Source organism: Bradyrhizobium sp. USDA 3240, assembly GCF_054063295.1.
In genome coordinates this window covers 71,654-92,042 of the sequence record NZ_JBSSGD010000004.1, presented here as the reverse complement: position 1 = coordinate 92,042, position 20,389 = coordinate 71,654, and the positions used below count along the sequence as shown (strand labels likewise).

Here is a 20,389-nt window from a genome sequence, read left to right as displayed (position 1 = left end):
AGGGCGGCCACTCGGGCAGCGGCACAAAGAGTCGCTGCCTGCGGCCGCGCACTCGAGATCGGCGCACGAACCGTACGCATACGACGAAGCTTACGATTACCCACATCTTTGAGTCAGAGCTTCGCCCCCGTTGCGATATCGATGAATCGCGATAATCCGCGCCACATGATGAGATTCCCTGGTGGCGGATCGTTGGCGCGGGCGAGATAGCCGCCGAGCCTGGCGATCTTGATGAGATAATGCGACAATGTCTTTCGTTTGCTGGTATTCGTCCGAGGACGACCGCCTTGTTGGGTTATCCGATCTGTAGCTGACTGTCAGTATGGATATCCTTACTGATAGTCGCCAAGTGAGCCGTCTTGAGATTGTGGAGACTGGCCGGCGTCGGCGCTGGTCGGAGGCGGAGAAACTCCGGATCGTCGAGGAAAGCTTTTCGGCTCCGCGCCTGGTGTCGGCGACAGCGCGGCACCATGGGGTTGCGAAACAGCTTCTGTTTTCGTGGCGGAAGGCCTATCGCGAAGGACAGCTTGGCGGCTGTCAGGTTGATGGATTTGTGCCAGCCCAGATTGTGCCGGATATCCAATCGACGACAACAGAGCCTGCCGCACTGGCGGCGACGGGTACTTTGGAGATCGTGGCCGCGAATGGCCGACGCGTGATCGTGGACCACAACGTCGATGTCGCGGTTTTGCTACGGATCATGCGAGGGCTGGAGACACTACGTTGATCCCGATCCCGACGGGCGTGCGCGTATGGCTGGCGACGGGCCATAGGGACATGCGGTGTGGTTTTCCGAGCCTGGCTCTGCGCGTGCAGGATGTGCTCAAGCGCGACGCCATGGGCGGCGGTCTTTTCTGCTTCAGGGGCAAACGCGGCGATCTTTTGAAAGTCATTTGGCACGATGGCCAGGGAGCATGCCTGTTTACCAAAAGGCTCGAGAGGGGAAGGTTCATCTGGCCATCGGTAGCCGGCGAACCGGTGGCGATCTCGCAGACGCAGCTCTCCTATCTTTTGTCCGGCATCGACTGGCGCAATCCTGAGGAAACCCAGCGTCCGATGCGCATCGGCTAGGCGTTTTTGTTTGCATCTCGACCGCGATCTGATTCAATGGCTTCATGATCTCGAAGCCGGACGATCTTCCTTCGGACCTTGTCAGTGCCCTGGCGGCGCTGCAGGCCGAGCGCGGAGCGCGGCAGAACGCCGAGGTGAAGGCGGCCAGCTGGCAGGCGCAAGCCGCAAATGCTCTGGCGGAGCTGTCGGATAACGCGGCGCTGATTGCGCATCTTGAGCTGCTGCGCGTTCCAGCCGATCGTGATCACCGATTCCAGGCCATCGTGATCACCCATTCCAGAGCAACGTGATCATGGTTTCCAGCCGATCGTGATCGCTATTTCCAGCGATCATGATCGGGGACAACCAGGAGGCGTCCACCGCTGACAGTCTGCAACCGGGGTAGCTCGGTCTTTTGCCAACCGCAGAGGATCGAGATGCCGACAGAAAGACTGTCCATGCGCCACATTCGCGAAGTTCTAGCCTGCACCAGCCTAGGTTGTTGTAAGCTTCCGGATAGGCCGGTCGTAGACGTAGCGCCATCCTGTAACTCGCCACCGCCTCCTCCAGGCGGCCGATGCCCCTCTATAGCGAGACAATCAGGATGAGAGCGGCGCGTCAATCAAGATGAGACGAGGCGGCCGAGTCAGGAGATAATTGACGCTGGCCGCCTACTTGGCAAGCGTTGATTGACGCTGCGCGACAATCAAGCGGCGCTGCCAGCGTCAATCACAGTCTTGTCGAGTTCGTTGGGGGTCGTGTGAACAGGTGGCCGGCCTGGACCGCGCTTGCGATCGAGGGCAACTTTTCGACGGTAACTTTCGACGTTCATCTCGAGGATCGTGGCGTGGTGGACCAAACGATCGATGGCAGCCAACGTCATTGCCTGGTCCGGGAAGATACGCCCCCATTCGCCAAATGGCTGATTGGCCGTGATCAGCAGCGAGCGTCGTTCGTAGCGGGCGGCGATCAACTCGAACAGCACACTGGTTTCCGCCTGATCCTTGCTCACATATGTGATGTCGTCGAGGATCAGGAGGTCATAGCGATCGAGTTTGGCGATCGCGGACTCCAGCGCCAGCTCGCGCCGCGCGACCTGCAGCCGTTGCACCAGATCAGTGGTGCGCGCGAAGAGAACGCGCCAACCGTTCTCGACGAGAGCCAGGCCGATCGCCGTGCCGAGATGGGTCTTGCCGCCGCCCGGTGGACCGAACAAGAGCAAATTGGCGCCGGCCTTCAACCAGGCGTCGCCAGCGGCGAGCGCCATCGCCTGTGCCTTTGATAGCATCGGCACGCTTTCGAAGTCGAAGGTGGCGAGCGTCTTGCCGGCGGGCAAACGCGCTTCCACCATGTGTCGCTCGATCCGACGGCGGGTGCGATCGGCCGCCTCGTGCTCGGCAAGGGCGGCGAGGAAGCGGGCGGCAGGCCACCCTTCCTTGTCCGACTGTGCGGCGAGCTTCGGCCAGATCGCCTTGACGCCCGGCAGGCGGAGCTCATTGAGAAGCAGCTCGACACGGGCAGCATCGACGGAGGTAGCGATACCGGTCATGCTGCCTCTCCCAGGTTCGAGCGGCCCGACATGACGCTGACGGAGGCGAGTTCATCGTAGACGTCGAGCGGCGCCAGCTTGACGGCGACACGCGGGATCGAGGCCGCCTCGGGTCGGAAGCGGTCGCGCAGCGCGGCAAGATCGGGTAACTGTCCGGCGTCCAGATCCATCGCGATCACCTCGGCGAGTTCTGCTTCGCAGGCGCGCTCGTGAGCCAGCGCCAGAAGCTCGACCGTCACCTTGCAGGCGCGCCGGTCATCACCATGCTCCCGCAAGGTCTCGAACAGACGTTTGTAAGCTGCACGCGGGAAGAGTTGGTCGCGATAAACGAGATTGAGGAGCGCCATCGGCTTGCGCCGCAGGGCATGGATGACGTGCCGGTAATCCACAACATGACCGCCCTGGCTCTCGGACACAGGCCGACCGCGCCGCAGCGTCACGACCGGCGTGACGCCAAGGAAGCATTCGAGCCGGTCGTCGAAGATGCGCACACGCAGGCGATGGCCGATCAATCTTGAAGGCACGGTGTAGAATACGCGCCGCAGGATGAAGCCGCCTGACGACGTCACCGGGATCACTTTCTCCTCGAAGTCGGTCGTGCGGCCTTTTGGCAGCGGCGCCAAGGCCTCCTTCTCGAGCGCGATCGGCTTGGCGAGGTTGGCGTTGCGCCGGCCGACAATCTCGTCGACAAAAGCCCGGTACGCATCGAGACTGGCGAACTCGCGCGTCCCCCGCAGCAACAGCGCATCTTCCAGTGCCCGCTTGAGATGGCCGTGCGCGCTCTCGATCGAGCCGTTCTCATGTGCGATGCCCGCATTGTTGCGCGTTGGCGCCATGCCATAGTGGCCCATCAGCCCGGCGTAGCGCTGCGTCAGATCCCCCCGTGCGTCGGCGGCCAGATTGCGGAATGCTGCCGACAGGCTGTCGCTGCGATGCTCCCGCGGCACGCCGCCAAGCGCCCACAGCGCGTTCTGCAAGCCCTCCGCCAGGGCGACGAAGCTTTCGCCGCCGAGCACGACATGGACATGCTCGAAGCCGGAGAACGCCAACCGGAAGTGATAGAGCCGGTGATCGAGCGGCTCACCCGCGATGGTAATACCGAGCGCGCTCACGTCGGTGAAGTCGGACAGACCCAGGCGGCCGGGCTCGTGCTGCTGGCGGAAGATCACGTCCTGTTCGGGGCCGTTGAGCGCCCGCCAGGCGTTGATGCGCCGCTCCAGCGTGCGGCGGATGTTCGGGTTCAAGTCATGATGCCGTCGGCGCAGCTCGTCCAGCACGCCGATCACGCGGATGCCGGGCGCAGCCTTCAGGATCGGAACGATCTCGGCGTCCCAATACTGCCCGAGCGGATCGGACCGGCGCCGGCCCCTCGGCGTCTTCTTCTGCGATGGCGGGCGACAATCGCCCTCGATTCGATACGCGCTTGCCTTCGAGAACCCCGCCTTGGCCGCGGCGGCCTCGGGGGACAGTGTCAGTCGGTACGTCATGTACAGCCTCATCTGGTGGTCGGTGATGTGGAGGCCAGGCAAGGCATCGATTCCCTCTTGTCGAGACGAACCAACAGCTTGCACCAGCCGCACCCGGCCGCCAGACGGGTCCAAAAACGCGCGACGCCGATGGGGACGGTCCTCCGGTCGGGCTGCGCCCTCCCTTCGGTCCGTCCCCATCGGCGCAGTCTCACCTTGATTGTCGCTGGAGTCTCACCCTGATCGCCGCCGCGCACCCCTCAGGGCTAGGCCGAGAGAGTAACAAGCCTCGGCGTGATTTGGGTCAATAGCGAGCGCCTTAGTGATCAATGCAACCGCTTCCAAGCCGTTTCCCTGTTGGTGGCGCAAAACGCCGAGGAAATACAGGGCCTCAGCGTCGTCAGGCTGGGCCTCCAATGCTCGCAGGTAAAGGGATTGGGCCTGGGCATGCCGGCCTGCCTGATGGTGGACCAACCCATCTGCGACGGGATGTGGGGACACGGTCCCACCGGTGTCGGCTGCCTCAACGCCTTTCACGCTGTGCATCGGTTTTGGGATCCGACCGCTCTGGATATTGAAGGGACCTAGAGGTGCTCAGCAGTTGGTAGGCTGCAATCGAAACGAAGAGCGTTGGGATAGATCACGGACGGCAAGTTCAGGCTTCTTCGACATCCCATAGTGCGAGGATAGCTCTGCGCTCCCAACCTCGCACCTTTTCGACAGAATGCCAATTGGACGGCAATGTTCTGAACGCTACCAGCCGATTGCACAGCGGCTCGATCGACAAAGACGGCACGCTTTGTGACTCAGCCTTATATAGATGCAGCCGCCCGCCCGACGTGCTTCTCCAGCCGGGACTGAGGTAGAGAAATGAGGCTATCGTATCTTCATTCGAGGCAAAGTCATTGTGGACGGGGAACTCCGGCGTTGCGTCATTCATACGGCGGAGTTGCACGTAGTTATCTCGATTTAGTTTTACCTTCACCCCGAACGCGAGTGACAATAGAGTGATCGTTTCCTTCGAATACACCGCCTGCCAAGCTGCTTTACTTCTGAGAAGCGAGAACTCTATTCTTCCAGAACCGCGGCTTTCGATTTCGAATTCGTAATTCTCGGAACCAACTTCACGCAGACATTCTTCGAGCACGGCCGGCGGAAGAAAGTCATCCAGAACTAGATGTGGCCATGGGTCGAGCCTAAGCGGCGTCATGCCTACTCCTGAGCTTCGCCGGCAAAGATTCCGCAGTTCGTGCGCAGCCCGCGCCCGAAACCTAAGCTGACCTGAACTGCAATTTCGAGTTGCCCCTGCCCGGCCCGTGATATCTACTCAACGATCTGATGGAGTTTTCTCTCGATCTTTTTTATCTCTTCAACGCTGATTTCGCCCTCGGCCTTTTTGTCGAGTTGTTTAACAAGATCGGCAATATCCTCCGAAATGCTTTCCAGATCGAGACGTTTAGCAACACCAACGTTTTGATCGCACATATCACCTCTCCGAAAAAATTGGTCTTGGTAAAGGGTTGTGAGCGAACATCATACAACCCGAAAAACTCAACGCGCAAGTAGAAAGGGCGTAGCGCGAGACGTTCTCCTTGGCGACAGTCAGCGGACGAAAACCGGTTTCCCAATTTCCTGGGTCTTGATTTGTTCGCTGAAGGAGGCGTCGGACTCCTTGCGCGCATCATCCAGCGAGAGCTGTCCGCTCTCGATGCGAGCTTTCAAAGACTCGAACTCCTTCTGGTCAAAAGTGGGCGTAAAAGAATCCACGTGGTATGGCACCGTTAGGCAGTTGGGACACACGGGCTTGTAGTCGAAGTCCCAACGAGGGCCGAACCGGTAGACGGCCACGTACATTATCTTGGCCTGGATCTCGTCCACGCCGTTTGCGAGCATTGCCGTGTAGAACGTCCAATGAACGGTCGCCCAGGGCACTTTTTTCATGTCGCATAGGTAGTCGTGAATGACCGAGGCCTCACGATACTTCCCGGTCCAGGGACTGCCGATGATCGACCAGAGCGGCCAGGGGATAGAAGCCCCATCAACCTTCCAGCCAACCGGCGTCTCAAATCTTCTTCCATCCGGATTGATGTAGGCGAAAGGCGCAAGGAGGATCGCTGTGCGACCGTCGACATTCATCCGCAGGTCCAACGTTCCCACGAAGGAGCCGTACTTTGCTCTTGAATCCTCTGCTCGGGCGCTGGCGGCCATGACAAGAAGTCCGGCAAGTAAAATGAAAACTCTCATGGCCACTCTCAACCGGTAGTATTGATCGCTGGGTACAATCTATTGTACGACCGAACTGCGGTATGCCGTCAATGCTAATGTCGCAAAAACGGGGCATGTGGTGCGGGAGTCGTGCTTAGCTGCAGTCTTGATGCTGCTCACCTTTGTCATTTTAGCTTCGACATGCCGTGCGGACGTTCTTCGCGGCAGCGGAGATGCGGCTTACGTCCGCGTCCTGGTCATGGACAGGACTCTCATCCGGTACTCAGAAGGCTGCGACGGAGCGGAGGAACGATCGATAGCATGGAGCGAAGTCGACAGTGTGACCTTCGAGATTTCGTGCGGGTCGGCGACCACCGAGCTGGCACCCCCAGCTCCGGATTGTCCGGACGGATCGCTGGACGTGTTCGTCGTCGAGCTTAGCGGACCGTCGGCGCCGATAATAGCCGAGAGCGTGGCGATAACCGCCGATCGCAACGTCCACCTCGACACTTTGCGCCCATGGGAGCAGGCCCACGGACCGGTATCCGCTGTCAGAAGCATCGCTAGACGGAAGGTCTGTCGAAGCCAGATTGCGGAAAGCTACGAAGTGCCGAGCTCGTTCTGCCGTGAAGGCCGACAGGTCGCCGTCGCGTTCGACTACAGAGCACCATTGAGCAACAAGATTCTAACGAACGGCTTCTCGTTCGTTTTGCAGCCCGTCGGGCCGGTTCCAGATGGATTCGATGTTGACGCATTCGGGACCGAGTTACGGAACGCTTTCCAATCCGGTATTTCGTTGTGGACGTCTTCCGTGAAGGACATGGAAGCGCGTCTCAGTCCGGCCCTTCGCAAATTTTTGGACGGAAGGACTAGCCGAAGCGCCAACGGCTATCAGCTATTCCTTCCGCCACAGGTGATCCGTCTCTCCTGTCCGCAGAGCGCCACGTTTGTGGTCGAACTCGGCTTCGACGATCCGGAACTCTTTCCCAGATACCCGCTTGTGCTGGCCAGAGCCAAGATCGAGGGGCGGACGATTGCGCTCAACATGCGGGCGTTCAAATGCTTCAAGTCGCACCTCAAGTTTGGCCCCGACAAGCAGCTCAGCTTCGAGCTCGACGACGGCTGCATCAATCTAGTCCCGATCATGGCTCACGAATTAGGGCACGCGTTCGGGCTCAAACATTTCGATGACGAGACGGCGCACGCTTTGATGGACAGTCAGTTCTCCCGCGACGCGCTGGCACCGACCGAGCGCGACACGCTCGCACTCGCCGCTGTCCTTGAGCAGTCCATTGTGGGCGCCGCGCCCGGAGTACTGGAGTTCGTTTCCAGCTCGGGCGTCAGACCGCCGGCCGATTGGGCGGACGCGCTGCCGAAATGATTCATAGAAGGCGAGGAATTCTTATCCCCTGCGCGGCGATGCCCAACCGCCCGAAGCAGTTAAGATTTAAAAGGGCGATGTACGGGTACCTGGCGACATAGGATAGGCCGCGCTAAAAAATCGGAGCGGGTAAAGGGAATCGAACTCCATATGCAGCTTGGGAAGCTATGGCTGCAAAGCAGTTTCGAGGCCTCAAGAGAACGAAGCCCAGCAATTTCGAGGGCTTTCCGCTCAAGATGCTGCACAAGCCTGCTACACAGCCGCCTGGCGGATCCGCGAAAGTGCGCCATTTCTAGAATTTTTCGCTACTCTTGAGCCTACTGGCGGAGAGAGTGGGACTCCCATCCTCCCTGGCCCGGATGCGCGAAATCCGCCGAAAAAACAAGGATTCCTGAATAGCCCGGCGACGATTTGTGACCACCGCTGTGTACCACCTGACCGGCCGATTCGGCGGGCGTGTGCCACTCGACGCCGATCGGTTTGCTCTTGACGATCTTATTGAGTGTCTTTTTGAGTTCGGGCGCGGGGCCGAGATTGAACCAGATCCACTGCTCGCGACATTGCGGCGACAGCCTGCCGACGGCCTTGACCAGCGTGTCCGGATGCCAAATCGGATGCGGCTGTTCGCGAACGAGCTCGTGAGCCAGCGTCGAAGTCTTGGCGATGGCGACGATGAAGACGCGTGGGCGTGACTGCGGAACGAAATGCCGAGCATCGACAACGACCGCGCCGGCCCGCATGCCGAGCCTGTCGAGCGAGGAAATGACCGTTTTGAACTCCTCGCCGCCGTTGATCGTCAGGAGGCCGACGACGTTCTCCAAGACTACGATGCGGGGCAGCCGCCCGTTTGCCTTGAGCCCCTTCATCAGGTCGATGAACGCCCAGAACGTTCCGGACCTGGTGCGGTTAGCGCCGGCGGCCTCGCCGATGCCAAGGCCATTTCCGGCCGTTGACAGGTCTTGGCAAGGGAACGAGGCCCAGGCGAGATCGACGCGACGACCAAGATCTTCGGGCTCCACCTTGTGTATGTCGTCCTCGACGATTTCCGCGTCGCCCCAATTGTCAGCGTAGACCTTGACCTTAAGCGGGTCGAAATCGTTCGCGAACTGGCACTTCCACCGGCCGCCCAGGCCCGCGCGCACCATTCCCCCGCCAGCGAAGAACTCAAGATAGCTAGGCACCTGCATCGACCTCCGACAAGCGGAGATCATGATTCCTGATGCAGCAAGCCGCCAGACGGCGGGCGAAATCGATTCGCTCGTCAGTCCTAATGAAATTCATGTCCCTGCCCTCGCCCTCGAGATTGGAATCCCGCGGACTTCCTTGCCTCCTACGACCCCCTACGGTTCCATTTTAAGGTGGTGATGCCGCCCTTTTGGACCCAGTTGGTCGACTTTCTGGACGTCTTAGCCTTGGTTTCCTAAACCATGTGCCCGTGAAAGCAGCAGAATCGTCTCACGGGTTGAATCCTTGGGCAAGCTCAATCAATCACATACTTAGTCTATTCCCGGATTGATGAAGCTGCCGATGCTAATAGCGGAACGGGCGCAGAAGGCGGCCTGAGCCCGCCACGTCCTATTTCGAGGTCAGTTCGACCACCGTGGACGAGCTGCCGCACGCCTATTTCTCCCCGTCCTGATGCCGTTCGAGCCACTCAGCGGCGGCCTGCTCCATCACCAGCGAGGCCGTCGTTTCGCGCAGCGCGGCCGCCGACTTGATCCTTCTGATGATCTCCGGGTCCGTCGACGTGAGGAGCTGCTTCTTGACACCCGGCGGCGGCTTCGAGGTGCGTGATGGCTGGCGTGGTGCTGAGGGACTGGCGAGCGGGCCTGACGGATGAGGGCCTCACCCTTGGCTCGGGCCTCGGCAGCCTGCCCCGCGAGAATCGTCGTCATCGCACGCGAGCGGCCGAGCTCCTTGGCGAGAGCCTTGCGGTCGCCGCCGCTGAGGGGCGTCGGATGATGCTTCGGTGCCATGGTAGCATCCAGTTCCGGCCGCGCCGGCGACTACTCGAACGCGGGCCAGCAGCCGTCTTCTTCGGGGCACCCGGTTCGCTGCGTGCAGGTATTGTCCAAGAGTCGCCGCCCGACATCCTTCCAGAGAGCCTCCCGACCATAGAGGCGGACGGCATCGACCTTCTGAATCTCGACGACCCTGGCGCAGCGCCGGCACCCCACCCTCAGAATATGTTGAGGAATTTGGCTCAGCCGCAGCGCCGCTCCGGAGGGGACTGACCGCGCCTCGGCGCGAGGGTCGTCCAGGAGCGCCTGCCAGTATTCCGCGGGCAGATCGGCGTCGGGAGCCAATCCGGGCTTCTGCGGCACGTTTTTGCCGACGAGAGAGGCCATTTTGTCCATCTGCTTGGGTGTCGGCATGCGCCAGCTCGCGGGTCGGTCAGTCATCGTTATATAGAACATAACGCGAACACGAGAGTCGATAGCCGGCGTGAAAAATATCCTGCAGTGGGTCGTGCAGGCTGTCGGAACCAGGCCCTGCCGTTCGTCTTGAATCCAAGCCGCCCCGAACTGGAGTTCTGCGTACCATGGCCCCGCGCGCCAACTGGAAGGGCTTTCTCCGCCTCTCGCTCGTCACCTGCCCGGTCGCTCTCTATCCGGCGACATCCGAGAGCGAGAAGATCTCTTTCAATCAACTCAATCGTGCGACTGGCCACCGCATCAAGTACGTGAAGGTCGATGCCGACACCCGTGACGAGGTGCCGAATGAGGACATCGTCAAGGGCTATGAACTCGACAAAGGGCAGTACATTGAGGTCACGAAGGAAGAGCTCGAGGAACTGGCGTTGGAATCGACGCGGACCATCGAGATCGATGAATTCGTCGACAAGTCCGACATCGACCCGCGCTACCTGATCCGCCCGTACTATCTCACCCCGGATGGCAAGATCGGCCATGACGCCTATGCGGTGATCCGCGAGACCATCCGCGAGATGGACAAGGTCGCGATAGGGCGCGTGGTCTTGACCAACCGCGAGCACATCATCGCACTCGAACCAAAGGACAAGGGACTCGTCGGAACGCTGCTTCGCTACCCGTATGAAGTGCGCAGCGAGCAGGAATACTTCGATGAGATTCAAGAAGTGAAGCTGACCAAGGACATGCTCGACCTGGCCAAACACATCGTGAACCAGAAGGCCGGAACCTTCGACCCCGGGAAGTTCGAGGTGTCAATCGGCGTTCGACTGGGACCCCCTATCGGCATCCAAAAGGGACCCCTTTGATCGGCGTGCTCTGCTGGTAGCGCTCGGGTCGTCGGAGCTGGTCGGGGTTGCGGAGACGGCGCGAGCGCGGGTTGTTTGAACATCGTCGCGGCTTTTGAATCGCCAGCTGTCGTTGCCGGTCTCGACGATGTCGCAGTGATGGGTCAATCGGTCGAGTAGCGCGGTGGTCATTTTGGCATCACCGAACACACTGGGCCATTCGCCGAACGCAAGATTGGTGGTGACAATGATGGAGGTGCGCTCGTAGAGCCGGCTGATGAGATGGAACAGGAGCTGACCGCCGGATTGCGCGAACGGCAGATAGCCCAGCTCGTCGAGAACGATGAAGTCCATGCGGGTCAGATGCTCGGCGAGCCGTCCCTGCCGACCGTTGCGGGTCTCGGTCTCGAGCCGGTTGACGAGGTCGACTACGTTGTAGAAGCGTCCTCTGGCGCCATCGCGGATGCAACTTCTGGCGATGGCAATGGCCAGGTGGGTTTTGCCTGTACCGGTGCCGCCAACCAGCACGACGTTGCGTTGTTGGGCGATGAAGCCGCCGCCAGCGAGATCATTGACGAGAGTCTGATTGATCGGCGTGCCGTCGAACTGGAAGTCGGCGATGTCCTTGGCGAGCGGCAGCTTTGCAATGGTGAGCTGGTATTTGATCGACCTGGCTTGCTTCTCGTTGATCTCGGCGTTGAGCAGGTCGCCGACAATGCGTTGAGGCTCGTGCTGGCGCTTGACGGCAGTTGCCATGATCTCGTCGAAGGCAGCCTTCATGCCGTAGAGCTTAAGTTCGCCCATGAGGTCGAAGATTTGGGTTCGTTCCATCAGATGGTCCTCCGGAGGTTGTCGTAGCGGGCACAATCGGCGATCGGTGCATGACGGAGCGTCAGTGCGGCCGGCGTCATGATGTTGGCCGGTGGGGCGGGTTCACGTTGACGGGCCAGGATATTGAGAACGACATCGGCGGAATGGACGCTGTGACTGAGCGCTTCGGCACAAGCCGCTTCCACCGCGGACAGACCGTCAGTCAGCACCGCGGTGAGGATGTCGACCATCTGCCGATTGCCATCGTCGGTGCTGGCCAGCTTGCGCCGGATCCGCTCGATCGCGGCCGGCAGCACCCAGTCTTTGAAGGGAGCACCGTTGCGCAAGGCGCCGGGTTTGCGGGCGAGCACCGGCACATAATGCCAGGGGTCGTAGACGGTATCGCCGCGGCCAAAGGATCGCGGGTGCTCGGCAACGATACGTCCATCCTGACGGATCACGATGCGATCGGCATAGGCTTGAACCTCGACCGGTCGTCCGACTGCACTGGCTGCGACCGAGTACTTGTTGTTGTCGAAGCGCACCAGGCAGGTCTTCGAGACCGATGCTGTCACCGCATGGAAGCCGTCGAAGCGGCCGGCATAGGGAACGAGTTTGGGGCGTTCGGCTTCGAACACGTCCCAGATCGTCTGATCGACCAGCTCCGGATGGCGATGAGCCTTGGCGTAGGCGATGCACTTGTCGAGCAGCCAGGCGTTTAACTCGTCGAGGTTTTTGAACCGCAGCCGCGGCGTGAAGAAGCGCTCCCGGACCAGCCCGACCTGGTTCTCGACCTGCCCCTTCTCCCAGCCCGACGCTGGCGTACAGGCGACCGGATCGACCAGATAGTGGCTGCACATCTGCAGGAAGCGGCGATTGTAGAGACGGCCTTTACCGACAAAGATCGTCTCCACCGCGGTCTTCATGTTGTCGTAGATGCCGCGGGTGCAGGTGCCTTTGAACAGGGCGAATGCCCGGTCGTGGGCGTCGAACACCATCTCCTGCGTCTCCCGCGGATAGGCCCGCACGAACAGCATGCGACTGTGACAGAGCCGAACATGAGCAGCCTTCACCATCACCGTGGTGCCGCTCAGCAGGACCACCTCGTGGCTCCAGTCGAACTGGTAGGCTTCGCCTGGTGCAAAGCTCAGCGGCACATAAGCCGACGCTGTCGAGGTGCCGCGTTCCTTGGTCCACCGTCGGGCGTATCGACGAACCGCATCATAGCCGCCGGCATAACCCAGGCCGCGGAGTTCCTCGAATAGCCGGATCAGCGTCAGCCGTTCCCGCGCCGCCTTGCTCTCATTCCCTGCCAGCAACCGATCAAGCTCGGCACTCCAGGCACCCATCTTCGGGAGCGGCTGCGTCTCGCGCTCGTACCGGAACTCCGTCGCTTGAGAACGAATGACCTTGCGAACCACCTTCCGCGATACGCCAAGTTCTCGGCAGATCGCCTTGATCGGACGACCATCAACAAAGTAGGCGCGACGGATCTTACCAATCGTCTCCACCACCAGCATCCCAACCTCGGCTTCCATGACTCGATGGAAGCCACTGTGGACCCTTATCCCGGGGTCCCGATTGGATGCCGATCACCCCGAAACGGGGGTCCTTATTCCATGCCGAAACACAAGAAATGATGGCAAACTGGTCCTATCGCGGTTCTCCACCGCGGTTCTCCACCGACGAATCCGGTGGCTCTCGGCGCCCCTTGTTTTATAGGGTCTTTCGCACGTGGCGGTCAGATGGCGGAGAGGGAGTCCGCACAACCTAGCTGAAATCATTGATCTATTCTTGATTTATTTATAATACCCCCGCCTGTACCCCCGTTTATTCGACAGAGCGCAAGAGCTTTGTCCCAGAAGGTCCAAGCACGTGTTGCCTTGAGCAACTAACGGTCTGCAACGAATGTCGAGGCTGCCGCCTCGATGTTGGCTCGCATCGCCTCCGAACTCGTCGTCACCTTGAAGTCGTTCGGCAATGATGCAAGGGACTTGGCAGTTTTCAAGAGCCAGAACTGTAACGCTGTGCGCTCACCCTGAGCGAGGTCACCCCGCCGCGCCGCTAAGAATGGTTGGACGCCATCGAGCACGCGCACCGCATATGCACGGTGGCTGCTCTCTCCCAACATTTTGTCAACGAGCTCCAGGCCAGTTAGAATGGTCTCAATGTTGAAAATCGCTTGGCCAGGCTTCTCCAAGGTCGCGCGCAGCAACGCGATCCTGAAGGCCTGCGTATCTATTTGGTAAGTTTGGAAACCAGGAATTTCCTTGGCTTTTCGGTAAGCCGTAGCAATATATTCGTCTGCGGTGTCGAGCCTAGGAACCTCAGCCATCGCGATTGCATATTGTAACCAAAAGAGGGGCTCGCCGTTCACACGGTCATCAAAGCGAAGCCGCTCATAAATGCCGACGATAATATCGTCCGGCTCGCCTTTTCCGCGCAGCGTCCGTCGCAGGCTCGAATATGCCATCATATTGGACATAAGAATACGATATGGTCGCTCTGCCCGGCGTTTTGCCGCCGCGAGCGTAACATTCACGACCGCGTCAGCAATTTCGTCCGCATCCATGAATGCGCTGATCACAAATGATGAGAAAACGGCGGATCGCGCCCGAAATCCGTCGGCGGAGGTCTCAAAGATCTCGTGAGAGAGATCCTCCAAGGGCTTCAGTGCAACAAACGGATCCTCACCAACAACCGAGCGCACGAACGCGGCGCCAACCGCACCTTGGTGCGTTGCGATCAGCATGCTCATCGTAAGAATACGACGGGTCGCCCTCTTCTCGAACAACGGCGCTAAAGCCGCACGAATTCGGTTACGGATTGCCTGGTTCTCGAATATACCAAGCAGTATGTCACGGAGGTCAGCCGCGCCATCATCCGGCGCCCGTAAGCCCGCGCGATCACACAGGCGCCTGAACGCCAGTACCTCAGCGCGTGATAGCTTGTTGAGGCTTACTCGATCGAAAGGCTTTGGGAGAAGGTCTGCAAGCTCATGAAAGCGAACCTCGAAAGTCCCGGTGCGAACTTCTACAACTATTTTGGCCTTTGGCAGTGCCTCTCGAAGGCCCCTCAACGCATCCTGCGCCGCCGAGTACTGCTCGATAAAAACAATGACGCGCTCAGCCCCGGCGAGTGCTGCGACGTCCCGCCGCATGTCTGGATGGCCCGGGCGGAATAGAAGGCAGGTCCAGCCGCGCGCGGAGAGTTCGAACGCAAGCAAATGCAGGAAGATGGTCTTGCCGTTGCCAAGTCGTCCGTCCACTACCAACGAGGCCTTGGCTTCAATGGAATCGGCGGCCGTGCGCACGGCTTCCACCCGGGCGATCGCGTAGTCCTCCCTTGGCTGCGAGCGCGCCATTCGTCCTGCGTCGAAGTCACCATAGATCAGTAAATCGTACACCTCTGAGGCAGTTGGCCGGGCGCTTGCCTTCTTGTCGCGCGTCGGAGCCAAAGAGCGGAATGAACGGAGATTGTCCAGCGTCGACGTGACCGGGCGCGGCGCCTGCGCGAGCGCGTTGGCGAAACCGTCCGTGCCGATGAACATCGTCCGGCCGTATTGCGCCGTACGTCGCACAAATATCTCGTCAGGCGTTGGGCCCTGGATGAAGATGGTACGCTCGGCCAGCTTGGGATTGGCCAGCAAGAGCCCCGCGATATGATAGTCGGCGAGGCTGTAGCCAACAATGTAGAGTGCGCTTGCGAACGCAAGGTCGCGTTGGAACTGGTCGTACCATGGGGACCGCACGACATACTGGTTCACATACGATGCCTCCCCGAGAACCAAGCTGTCCCTAACATTGTCGGGCGTGATCAGTCTGATGCTACCATGAAGGTGGATAATTGCTCCTTCCGCCAGCTTGTTGGGCACCGGCTCTGAGACATCGTAAGCGTTTGTCGACGCCTTTGTGTTCAAGCGGTACAGCTCGACCGCGTCGTCATAGTTGGTTGAATAGATCCGTCGCCAGGACTTGCTTAGAACCGCCTTCTGTTCATCGGTCAGTGCCGTCAGCCGGAAAAGCTTGTAGAGCTCATCGCGAAGTTTCTTCGCGTTGTCCTCAGCGAACTCCTCGGTCAGGACCTGCAAATCGTACCCAGTGTCCTCAGGCAGTTGAAGTTGCTGGATGAAATGCCGCCGCAGCCCACGACCATTTGGCGGACTGCCTTTCGCTATGTTGGTTGCACCCAGACTAAATCCAGAACCAAGAAAAAGGATGGAGGATTGCGGATCCACCTCCCCAAGCTGGCCAATATCTTGTACCATTCTTGCTCTCCAGTGGGCGCGCGATACAGTTGTGAAATGCATCCAACTGCAACCCATAGCGGCCGATCTTGGCGATTGCACCAAAGTTAATCAAGGCGGCTTATCACGCGGCGAAAGGATAGATTTACGACAAGCGGCTTCAAAGCCGCACCGCGCAAAGATCGAAGCAAGTTAAGTTTCATGCGCGATCGATAGCAGACCCCCATACGCCTGAAGAGCGAGCGCGACATTCGTTCAGTCTTCCAACGCTAGCTTACTCACCCTTACGTCGCGGCTTGGGGCGAAGCATCGACCCAAAGGTGCCAGAGCGCGATGACGCCTGGCTCGTTGGCCGGCGGAGCCGTATGCGAATACAGGAAGGACCGACCATGGGTCGATCGGGCGGTGTCGCAGCCGTAGGCGAGCGCAGTCAGCGCGCCCTGCACAGCGTAGCTTGCAGACTTAGCTGCTTTTGCAAGATAAGGTTCGAGTCGGCTCGCGATCGTCGTTCCGTCCCGCACATAGGCAATCATAAAAGCCTCGCGGCCACCCCAGGCATACTCTCCATCGAGGAAGCGTTTCAGCCCATGACTGCAATAGAGACTTTCGCCTCGTACAGCATCGATGATCTTAGCTTCGGCGATCAACGGGAACCGGAGCGCGCGACCCGACAGAAGTATGGACAAATCTGGGCGTTTCTCCAGATGCGCGCCATTGTAGCTCAAGCTCTCCGCACCACGAACGACGCATGTCACCAGTTGGCGCCAGACCCTATCCTCCTCAATCATGCGATTGAGCCGCGCGACCAGTAGCGCAGTGACTTCAGCCTCGTCGCCAGAAGCCACGGACGTGGGCACGCTGGCTCGTATGTCCTTGAACGCTTGGATCACCCCTTCGGCAATTATACGCAGATAAATATCGTCGATCGCTGCCAAAGGCAGGTCAAGACCGCGGGTCAATTCCGCGATTTGGTCTGGACGAGGCGAGAGCGCAGAAGAACTCATGCGCGTTTGCGCCCTTTCAGGAATTCAAGGCGTGTCCAGATGATGTGCTGGGCTAGGAGGTGCGCTTGGGTATTGCTCCAGTATCGGCTTTGGGCAAGCCGCCCAACGAGTAGCGCGCCGCTGTCATCCTCTACCACCACTTCGCTCGCCGCCGTGGCGTCGGCGACTGCAAGCAATGCCTCCCAATCCTGTTGTACACGACTTTCCGGCCTATTCGCTCCCGCCTCCAGTACAAGTCCCATCCAGGGAGAGCTCGAGCGGCTGGCTATCATCCTAACGCTAAGCGGAGTGTCAAACCGCTTTGCCCACGGGGCAATCTCATCCTGGAGAAGCGAGCAGAAAGCTTGGGCCACTTGTGGATCCGGGCGCGCCTGCGCCGCCAGCTTGGTCTCGGCGAAAGGCAAATTGTAAGAAAGCGTATCGGTGATAATCCGCAAGTCGTCAGTGCCAAGGCCGTACAAGGTAGTAACCCAGCGATCTACCTCGTCCCAGGCCGCATCGGATTCACGGACCATTTCAAAGAGCTTGACGATCTCGTCCCGACGGCCAACCCCGAATCCTCGGAAGTCGGGAAGCGGAATGCGGTCCAGTGCGGTCTTTTCAATGACCTCGCGTTCGAACCCGAATTCGCCGCTAGTGAGTAGCGTGAACCACAGCGCAAATTTGCTTCCGAGCACGAGCGCGAGGTAGCGTACAAGCACGTCCGCGTGATCGGACCCCCTTGGCGAATACCCATAGAAGTTCTCATTATAGGCGACGGGTCGCTCCGCGATGCCTACGCGAATGCGCCCACGGTCGACAGGTGGAGACTTGTGAACTATCGCGAGCGGCGCTTCGAAGAGGAGCGGATCGCGCGGATCGTGGATGCGCGCATGTCGAAATGGTTGAAGGCGTTTGGCGTCGATCATAACGTTGTCAAGGGACGCGACGGTGACATCGCGTAAACCATGTAGATAGGTTGCGTCCGCGCCCGGGAGCCCGTCACCCCTCTTCCGGGTGCGGCTGCTTAACCGGAACTGCTGATAGCCTTGCCCAGAGCCAACCATACGACCGCGCGATGAGACGCCGAACGCATCGCGCCAGAATGTCTCAAGAGTGGGCAAATCTTTACCGCGAATTCGCCTGACCAGGCCGAGGTCAGACTTTGACCCTCTGAACAGAATTTTGAGGATGTCGGGCGTCTCGATCATCTGCTGGGTCGCAACAATCTCGGCTGAATGCGCGTCGATACGCATAGTGCCCGAGGCGTTGAGCGCGGTCTCCAACCGGGGACTAATCAATCGGAAACCAGCGCCCGTCTCAGGCACGCGGTTGGTAGCGATCAACAAACAGAAGGGTGCCGCGATTTCGGGCCAAACCTTGGTTTGCCGCAGTTCGACACCGTTGATCACTGATGTGATGTCGAGTGCCTGAAAAATCATCCGACGCGCGTCAACCATACCATCGCCTTGCTGAAAAAGCAGGCGAGCGTGGAGCGCGAAAGCGAGCTGCCCCCCCGGCTTGGCCCATTCCATCGCACACCAGAGGAACGGGAGGTCGAGTCCCTCGTTGGGAAGTGGCGGCGAGAGCTTTGCGCCGGACCGTTCGCTCGCGATGCGCGCGACTGTCATCTGAACCATCGACCAGTCGGCCAGCTTAGTCCCGGTAGACCAAGGCGGGTTACCAATGACCATGTCGTACCGGCCCCGATGGACTTCGCCGACTAAGGGCCCGAGGCTTCCGAGGCCGAAGCCGGGCTGTTCGTCCTCACAAGCGACGAGGTGGAGAACTCTGCCCCGAAGATCATCGAAGCGTAGCTTGTCGACCGGCTGCGGCTGCGGATCGAGTTCGATGGACATGAGATAGAGCGCGAGCGCAGCGAAGCGCAAGGCCTCTTCGTTGACGTCGAACCCGGTGATTTGGCCGTAAAGGATCTCGCGCAGCCGCTCGGTATCAGGCCGCTTCCCGTCGGCCCGCCAACGCGCCCCTACGAGCTCACGAAAAGCTGTAACTAGGAAAACGCCGGCGCCCGCCGCCGGGTCAAGGATGCGCGCTTCGGCGCTGGAGGTGTTTCGCTCTAAAGCGCGAAAGGACGCGCGGACGAGCAGGTCGGCGATTGGCCGCGGGGTGTAGAAGCCTCCCTCCTTGCGCTGCTTATCCGGAGCATGGCTTCGCAAATAAAGCTCGTAGGCCTGACTCAGCACACCGACAGGGATGTGTGCGAAGTCGAGCCGGTCCCAACGTTCGGCCCAGCCCAGGAAAAGCTGGCCGCCCGGCGCGCGCATCATAATATTGCCGAGCACCTGATAAGCGTCCGGCGGCAGCGTATCGAAGATTTTTTTCGACAGTGGCAGCAGGTCGCCGTTGAATGTATCGTCAAGCCAAACACAGGTTGCCCGGGCATTGTCGGCGTTGTCGAACAAAGCGGCTGCGGATACAGGCGCTCCCAGATTTGCGGGCAATAGGTCCCGATCGCCCAGGAAACGGGCAAAGAGCGCACGACCGACCAGCGAGATCGCATCCCCGTGGTCGAGCTCAAGACCGATCAGATGATCGATCGCCTCGGTTAAAAGGTTGAGAACCACATTGGAAATCCAACCCTGCTTGGTGCGAGCCGCGTTCGGTCGGCGGTTGGCCAGATGCGGGAAGAGGTCCTTGATGGTCTCGCCGGACGCATCGATTGCGACTCGCGCCAGGGCGGGCGTCTTGTGATCTAGCGCGATAGAGTAAACGTCCAAGCGGCCGGGCGCGACGACGGCGAGATAAGGCGCATCACCGCGCATCGCTAGAAGGCGGCGGAGCTGATGGATTTGCGCGCCGTCCTGAATCTGGTCGGCATCCACTAGAAAAACGAGCGGTGCATCCTGCCATTCATAGACAGCACCGACGCTGCCAAGGATGGAACCAAAGGTGCGCTGCGCGTTGGTTAGCGTGGCATAGGCGAGCAGCTCCGGACCGTCGACATCCAGCAGGTGCAGCGACTGTCGATCGGCACCGAATGGTTCAAGCCGCGCGAGCCAGTCAATCATGGCACGGTCCGTTGGGGCGTCGGCGCGCTTGTGGTAGCAAATCCAAGGTAGCCTGACGGTCACCGCCAAAATGGCCGCGACGGGTGGCGCCGCGCGGCTTCTTAGTTGGCGCGACCCTCGCAATCGAGCTGCGATAATCGAGCCCGCACGCCGCCATTTCGGCAACGAGGACCGCAATAAGCGCGATGTGCTGGGGCAGTTCGCCCTTGCTGGCATAATTGGTGATCGAATTGGGATTCATGCCGATAAGGTCAGCGAAGCTGCGTACGCTGAGACCGGCGCGCATCAGCTCAGCGAGGAATTCAGTGTACTGCACAACATCCCTCCCCCAATACACATAATTTGATGTGGCGCAACACACGGTTTGATGTGCTATTACCACGATGTGAGCATCATGCGCAACAAGTGCGCGACGTCGGCGAGGCCTTCTTCTACGACGGGCGATGCCACGTC

19 protein-coding genes and 2 pseudogenes are annotated in these 20,389 nt (G+C 59.9%); 5 read left to right on the top strand and 16 right to left on the bottom strand.

What is annotated here, in order from left to right; translation table 11 throughout:
• Positions 1-113: 113 nt before the first annotated feature.
• On the bottom strand, positions 114-248 hold the full coding sequence (locus tag ACVIGA_RS44225; RefSeq protein ID WP_420840933.1) for a hypothetical protein: 135 nt from the start codon (positions 246-248) through the stop codon (positions 114-116).
• 74 nt (positions 249-322) lie between these two features.
• On the opposite strand from ACVIGA_RS44225, the gene tnpA reads away from it, so the two are divergent.
• The 3 genes and pseudogenes from tnpA to ACVIGA_RS44210 all read left to right on the top strand — a co-directional run.
• Positions 323-727, top strand: a complete 405-nt coding sequence (gene tnpA / locus ACVIGA_RS44220) for an IS66-like element accessory protein TnpA (protein WP_176535503.1) — start codon at positions 323-325, stop codon at positions 725-727.
• Positions 724-1,071, top strand: a complete 348-nt coding sequence (tnpB, locus tag ACVIGA_RS44215) for an IS66 family insertion sequence element accessory protein TnpB (protein ID WP_176535502.1) — start codon at positions 724-726, stop codon at positions 1,069-1,071. The genes tnpA and tnpB overlap by 4 nt, the downstream gene beginning before the upstream one ends.
• A 44-nt stretch (positions 1,072-1,115) precedes the next feature.
• A pseudogene (locus tag ACVIGA_RS44210) lies at positions 1,116-1,292 on the top strand (IS66 family transposase); the annotation flags it as partial.
• Between the two features lie 46 nt (positions 1,293-1,338).
• Here the strand turns inward: ACVIGA_RS44210 and ACVIGA_RS44205 are convergent.
• The 7 genes from ACVIGA_RS44205 to ACVIGA_RS44175 form a co-directional block, all read right to left on the bottom strand.
• Positions 1,339-1,620 (bottom strand): tetratricopeptide repeat protein, encoded by a 282-nt coding sequence (locus ACVIGA_RS44205; RefSeq protein WP_456671138.1) that lies wholly within the window; start codon positions 1,618-1,620, stop codon positions 1,339-1,341.
• Between the two features lie 136 nt (positions 1,621-1,756).
• On the bottom strand, positions 1,757-2,599 hold the full coding sequence (gene istB, locus ACVIGA_RS44200) for an IS21-like element helper ATPase IstB (RefSeq protein ID WP_176535476.1): 843 nt from the start codon (positions 2,597-2,599) through the stop codon (positions 1,757-1,759).
• The gene (gene istA, locus ACVIGA_RS44195) at positions 2,596-4,128 is read right to left on the bottom strand and encodes an IS21 family transposase (protein ID WP_422389058.1); all 1,533 of its coding nucleotides are present in this window, start codon (positions 4,126-4,128) and stop codon (positions 2,596-2,598) included. Before istA (ACVIGA_RS44195) ends, istB (ACVIGA_RS44200) begins: the two co-directional genes overlap by 4 nt.
• A 171-nt stretch (positions 4,129-4,299) precedes the next feature.
• The gene (locus tag ACVIGA_RS44190) at positions 4,300-4,611 is read right to left on the bottom strand and encodes a tetratricopeptide repeat protein (RefSeq protein WP_456671133.1); all 312 of its coding nucleotides are present in this window, start codon (positions 4,609-4,611) and stop codon (positions 4,300-4,302) included.
• Between the two features lie 109 nt (positions 4,612-4,720).
• The gene (locus ACVIGA_RS44185) at positions 4,721-5,275 is read right to left on the bottom strand and encodes a 2OG-Fe(II) oxygenase (RefSeq protein WP_456671132.1); all 555 of its coding nucleotides are present in this window, start codon (positions 5,273-5,275) and stop codon (positions 4,721-4,723) included.
• Positions 5,276-5,388: 113 nt separating this feature from the next.
• Positions 5,389-5,550 (bottom strand): hypothetical protein, encoded by a 162-nt coding sequence (locus ACVIGA_RS44180; RefSeq protein WP_456671131.1) that lies wholly within the window; start codon positions 5,548-5,550, stop codon positions 5,389-5,391.
• Between the two features lie 117 nt (positions 5,551-5,667).
• On the bottom strand, positions 5,668-6,309 hold the full coding sequence (locus ACVIGA_RS44175) for a DUF1353 domain-containing protein (RefSeq protein ID WP_456671130.1): 642 nt from the start codon (positions 6,307-6,309) through the stop codon (positions 5,668-5,670).
• Positions 6,310-6,610: 301 nt separating this feature from the next.
• Between ACVIGA_RS44175 and ACVIGA_RS44170 the strand changes: the two genes are divergently transcribed.
• Positions 6,611-7,651, top strand: a complete 1,041-nt coding sequence (locus ACVIGA_RS44170) for a matrixin family metalloprotease (RefSeq protein ID WP_456671129.1) — start codon at positions 6,611-6,613, stop codon at positions 7,649-7,651.
• A 317-nt stretch (positions 7,652-7,968) separates the two neighbouring features.
• Here ACVIGA_RS44170 and ACVIGA_RS44165 read toward each other — a convergent pair whose 3' ends face one another.
• A complete protein-coding gene (locus ACVIGA_RS44165) occupies positions 7,969-8,838 on the bottom strand; it encodes a DNA cytosine methyltransferase (RefSeq protein ID WP_456671128.1) in 870 nt (289 codons plus the stop codon).
• Between the two features lie 819 nt (positions 8,839-9,657).
• Positions 9,658-10,053 (bottom strand): hypothetical protein, encoded by a 396-nt coding sequence (locus ACVIGA_RS44160; RefSeq protein ID WP_456671127.1) that lies wholly within the window; start codon positions 10,051-10,053, stop codon positions 9,658-9,660.
• Between the two features lie 140 nt (positions 10,054-10,193).
• On the opposite strand from ACVIGA_RS44160, the pseudogene ku reads away from it, so the two are divergent.
• A pseudogene (ku, locus tag ACVIGA_RS44155) lies at positions 10,194-10,832 on the top strand (non-homologous end joining protein Ku); the annotation flags it as partial.
• A gap of 3 nt (positions 10,833-10,835) precedes the next feature.
• On the opposite strand, the gene istB (ACVIGA_RS44150) reads toward ku, so the two are convergent.
• The 6 genes from istB (ACVIGA_RS44150) to ACVIGA_RS44125 all read right to left on the bottom strand — a co-directional run bounded on the left by istB (ACVIGA_RS44150) (position 10,836) and on the right by ACVIGA_RS44125 (position 20,252).
• Complete coding sequence (gene istB / locus ACVIGA_RS44150; protein WP_166107168.1) at positions 10,836-11,699, bottom strand: IS21-like element helper ATPase IstB; 864 nt, start codon at positions 11,697-11,699, stop codon at positions 10,836-10,838.
• Positions 11,699-13,198 (bottom strand): IS21 family transposase, encoded by a 1,500-nt coding sequence (gene istA, locus ACVIGA_RS44145; RefSeq protein WP_166309211.1) that lies wholly within the window; start codon positions 13,196-13,198, stop codon positions 11,699-11,701. The genes istB (ACVIGA_RS44150) and istA (ACVIGA_RS44145) overlap by 1 nt, the downstream gene beginning before the upstream one ends.
• Before the next feature lie 371 nt (positions 13,199-13,569).
• On the bottom strand, positions 13,570-15,945 hold the full coding sequence (locus ACVIGA_RS44140; protein WP_456671126.1) for an SIR2 family protein: 2,376 nt from the start codon (positions 15,943-15,945) through the stop codon (positions 13,570-13,572).
• A 263-nt stretch (positions 15,946-16,208) separates the two neighbouring features.
• Positions 16,209-16,928, bottom strand: coding sequence for a hypothetical protein (locus tag ACVIGA_RS44135; RefSeq protein WP_456671125.1), 720 nt, complete (start codon positions 16,926-16,928; stop codon positions 16,209-16,211).
• A complete protein-coding gene (locus ACVIGA_RS44130) occupies positions 16,925-19,936 on the bottom strand; it encodes an HsdM family class I SAM-dependent methyltransferase (RefSeq protein ID WP_456671124.1) in 3,012 nt (1,003 codons plus the stop codon). The genes ACVIGA_RS44135 and ACVIGA_RS44130 overlap by 4 nt, the downstream gene beginning before the upstream one ends.
• Positions 19,929-20,252 carry an XRE family transcriptional regulator gene (locus tag ACVIGA_RS44125; RefSeq protein ID WP_456671123.1) on the bottom strand — a complete coding sequence of 108 codons (324 nt, stop codon included), beginning with the start codon at positions 20,250-20,252 and terminating at the stop codon, positions 19,929-19,931. The genes ACVIGA_RS44130 and ACVIGA_RS44125 overlap by 8 nt, the downstream gene beginning before the upstream one ends.
• Positions 20,253-20,389 lie beyond the last annotated feature (137 nt).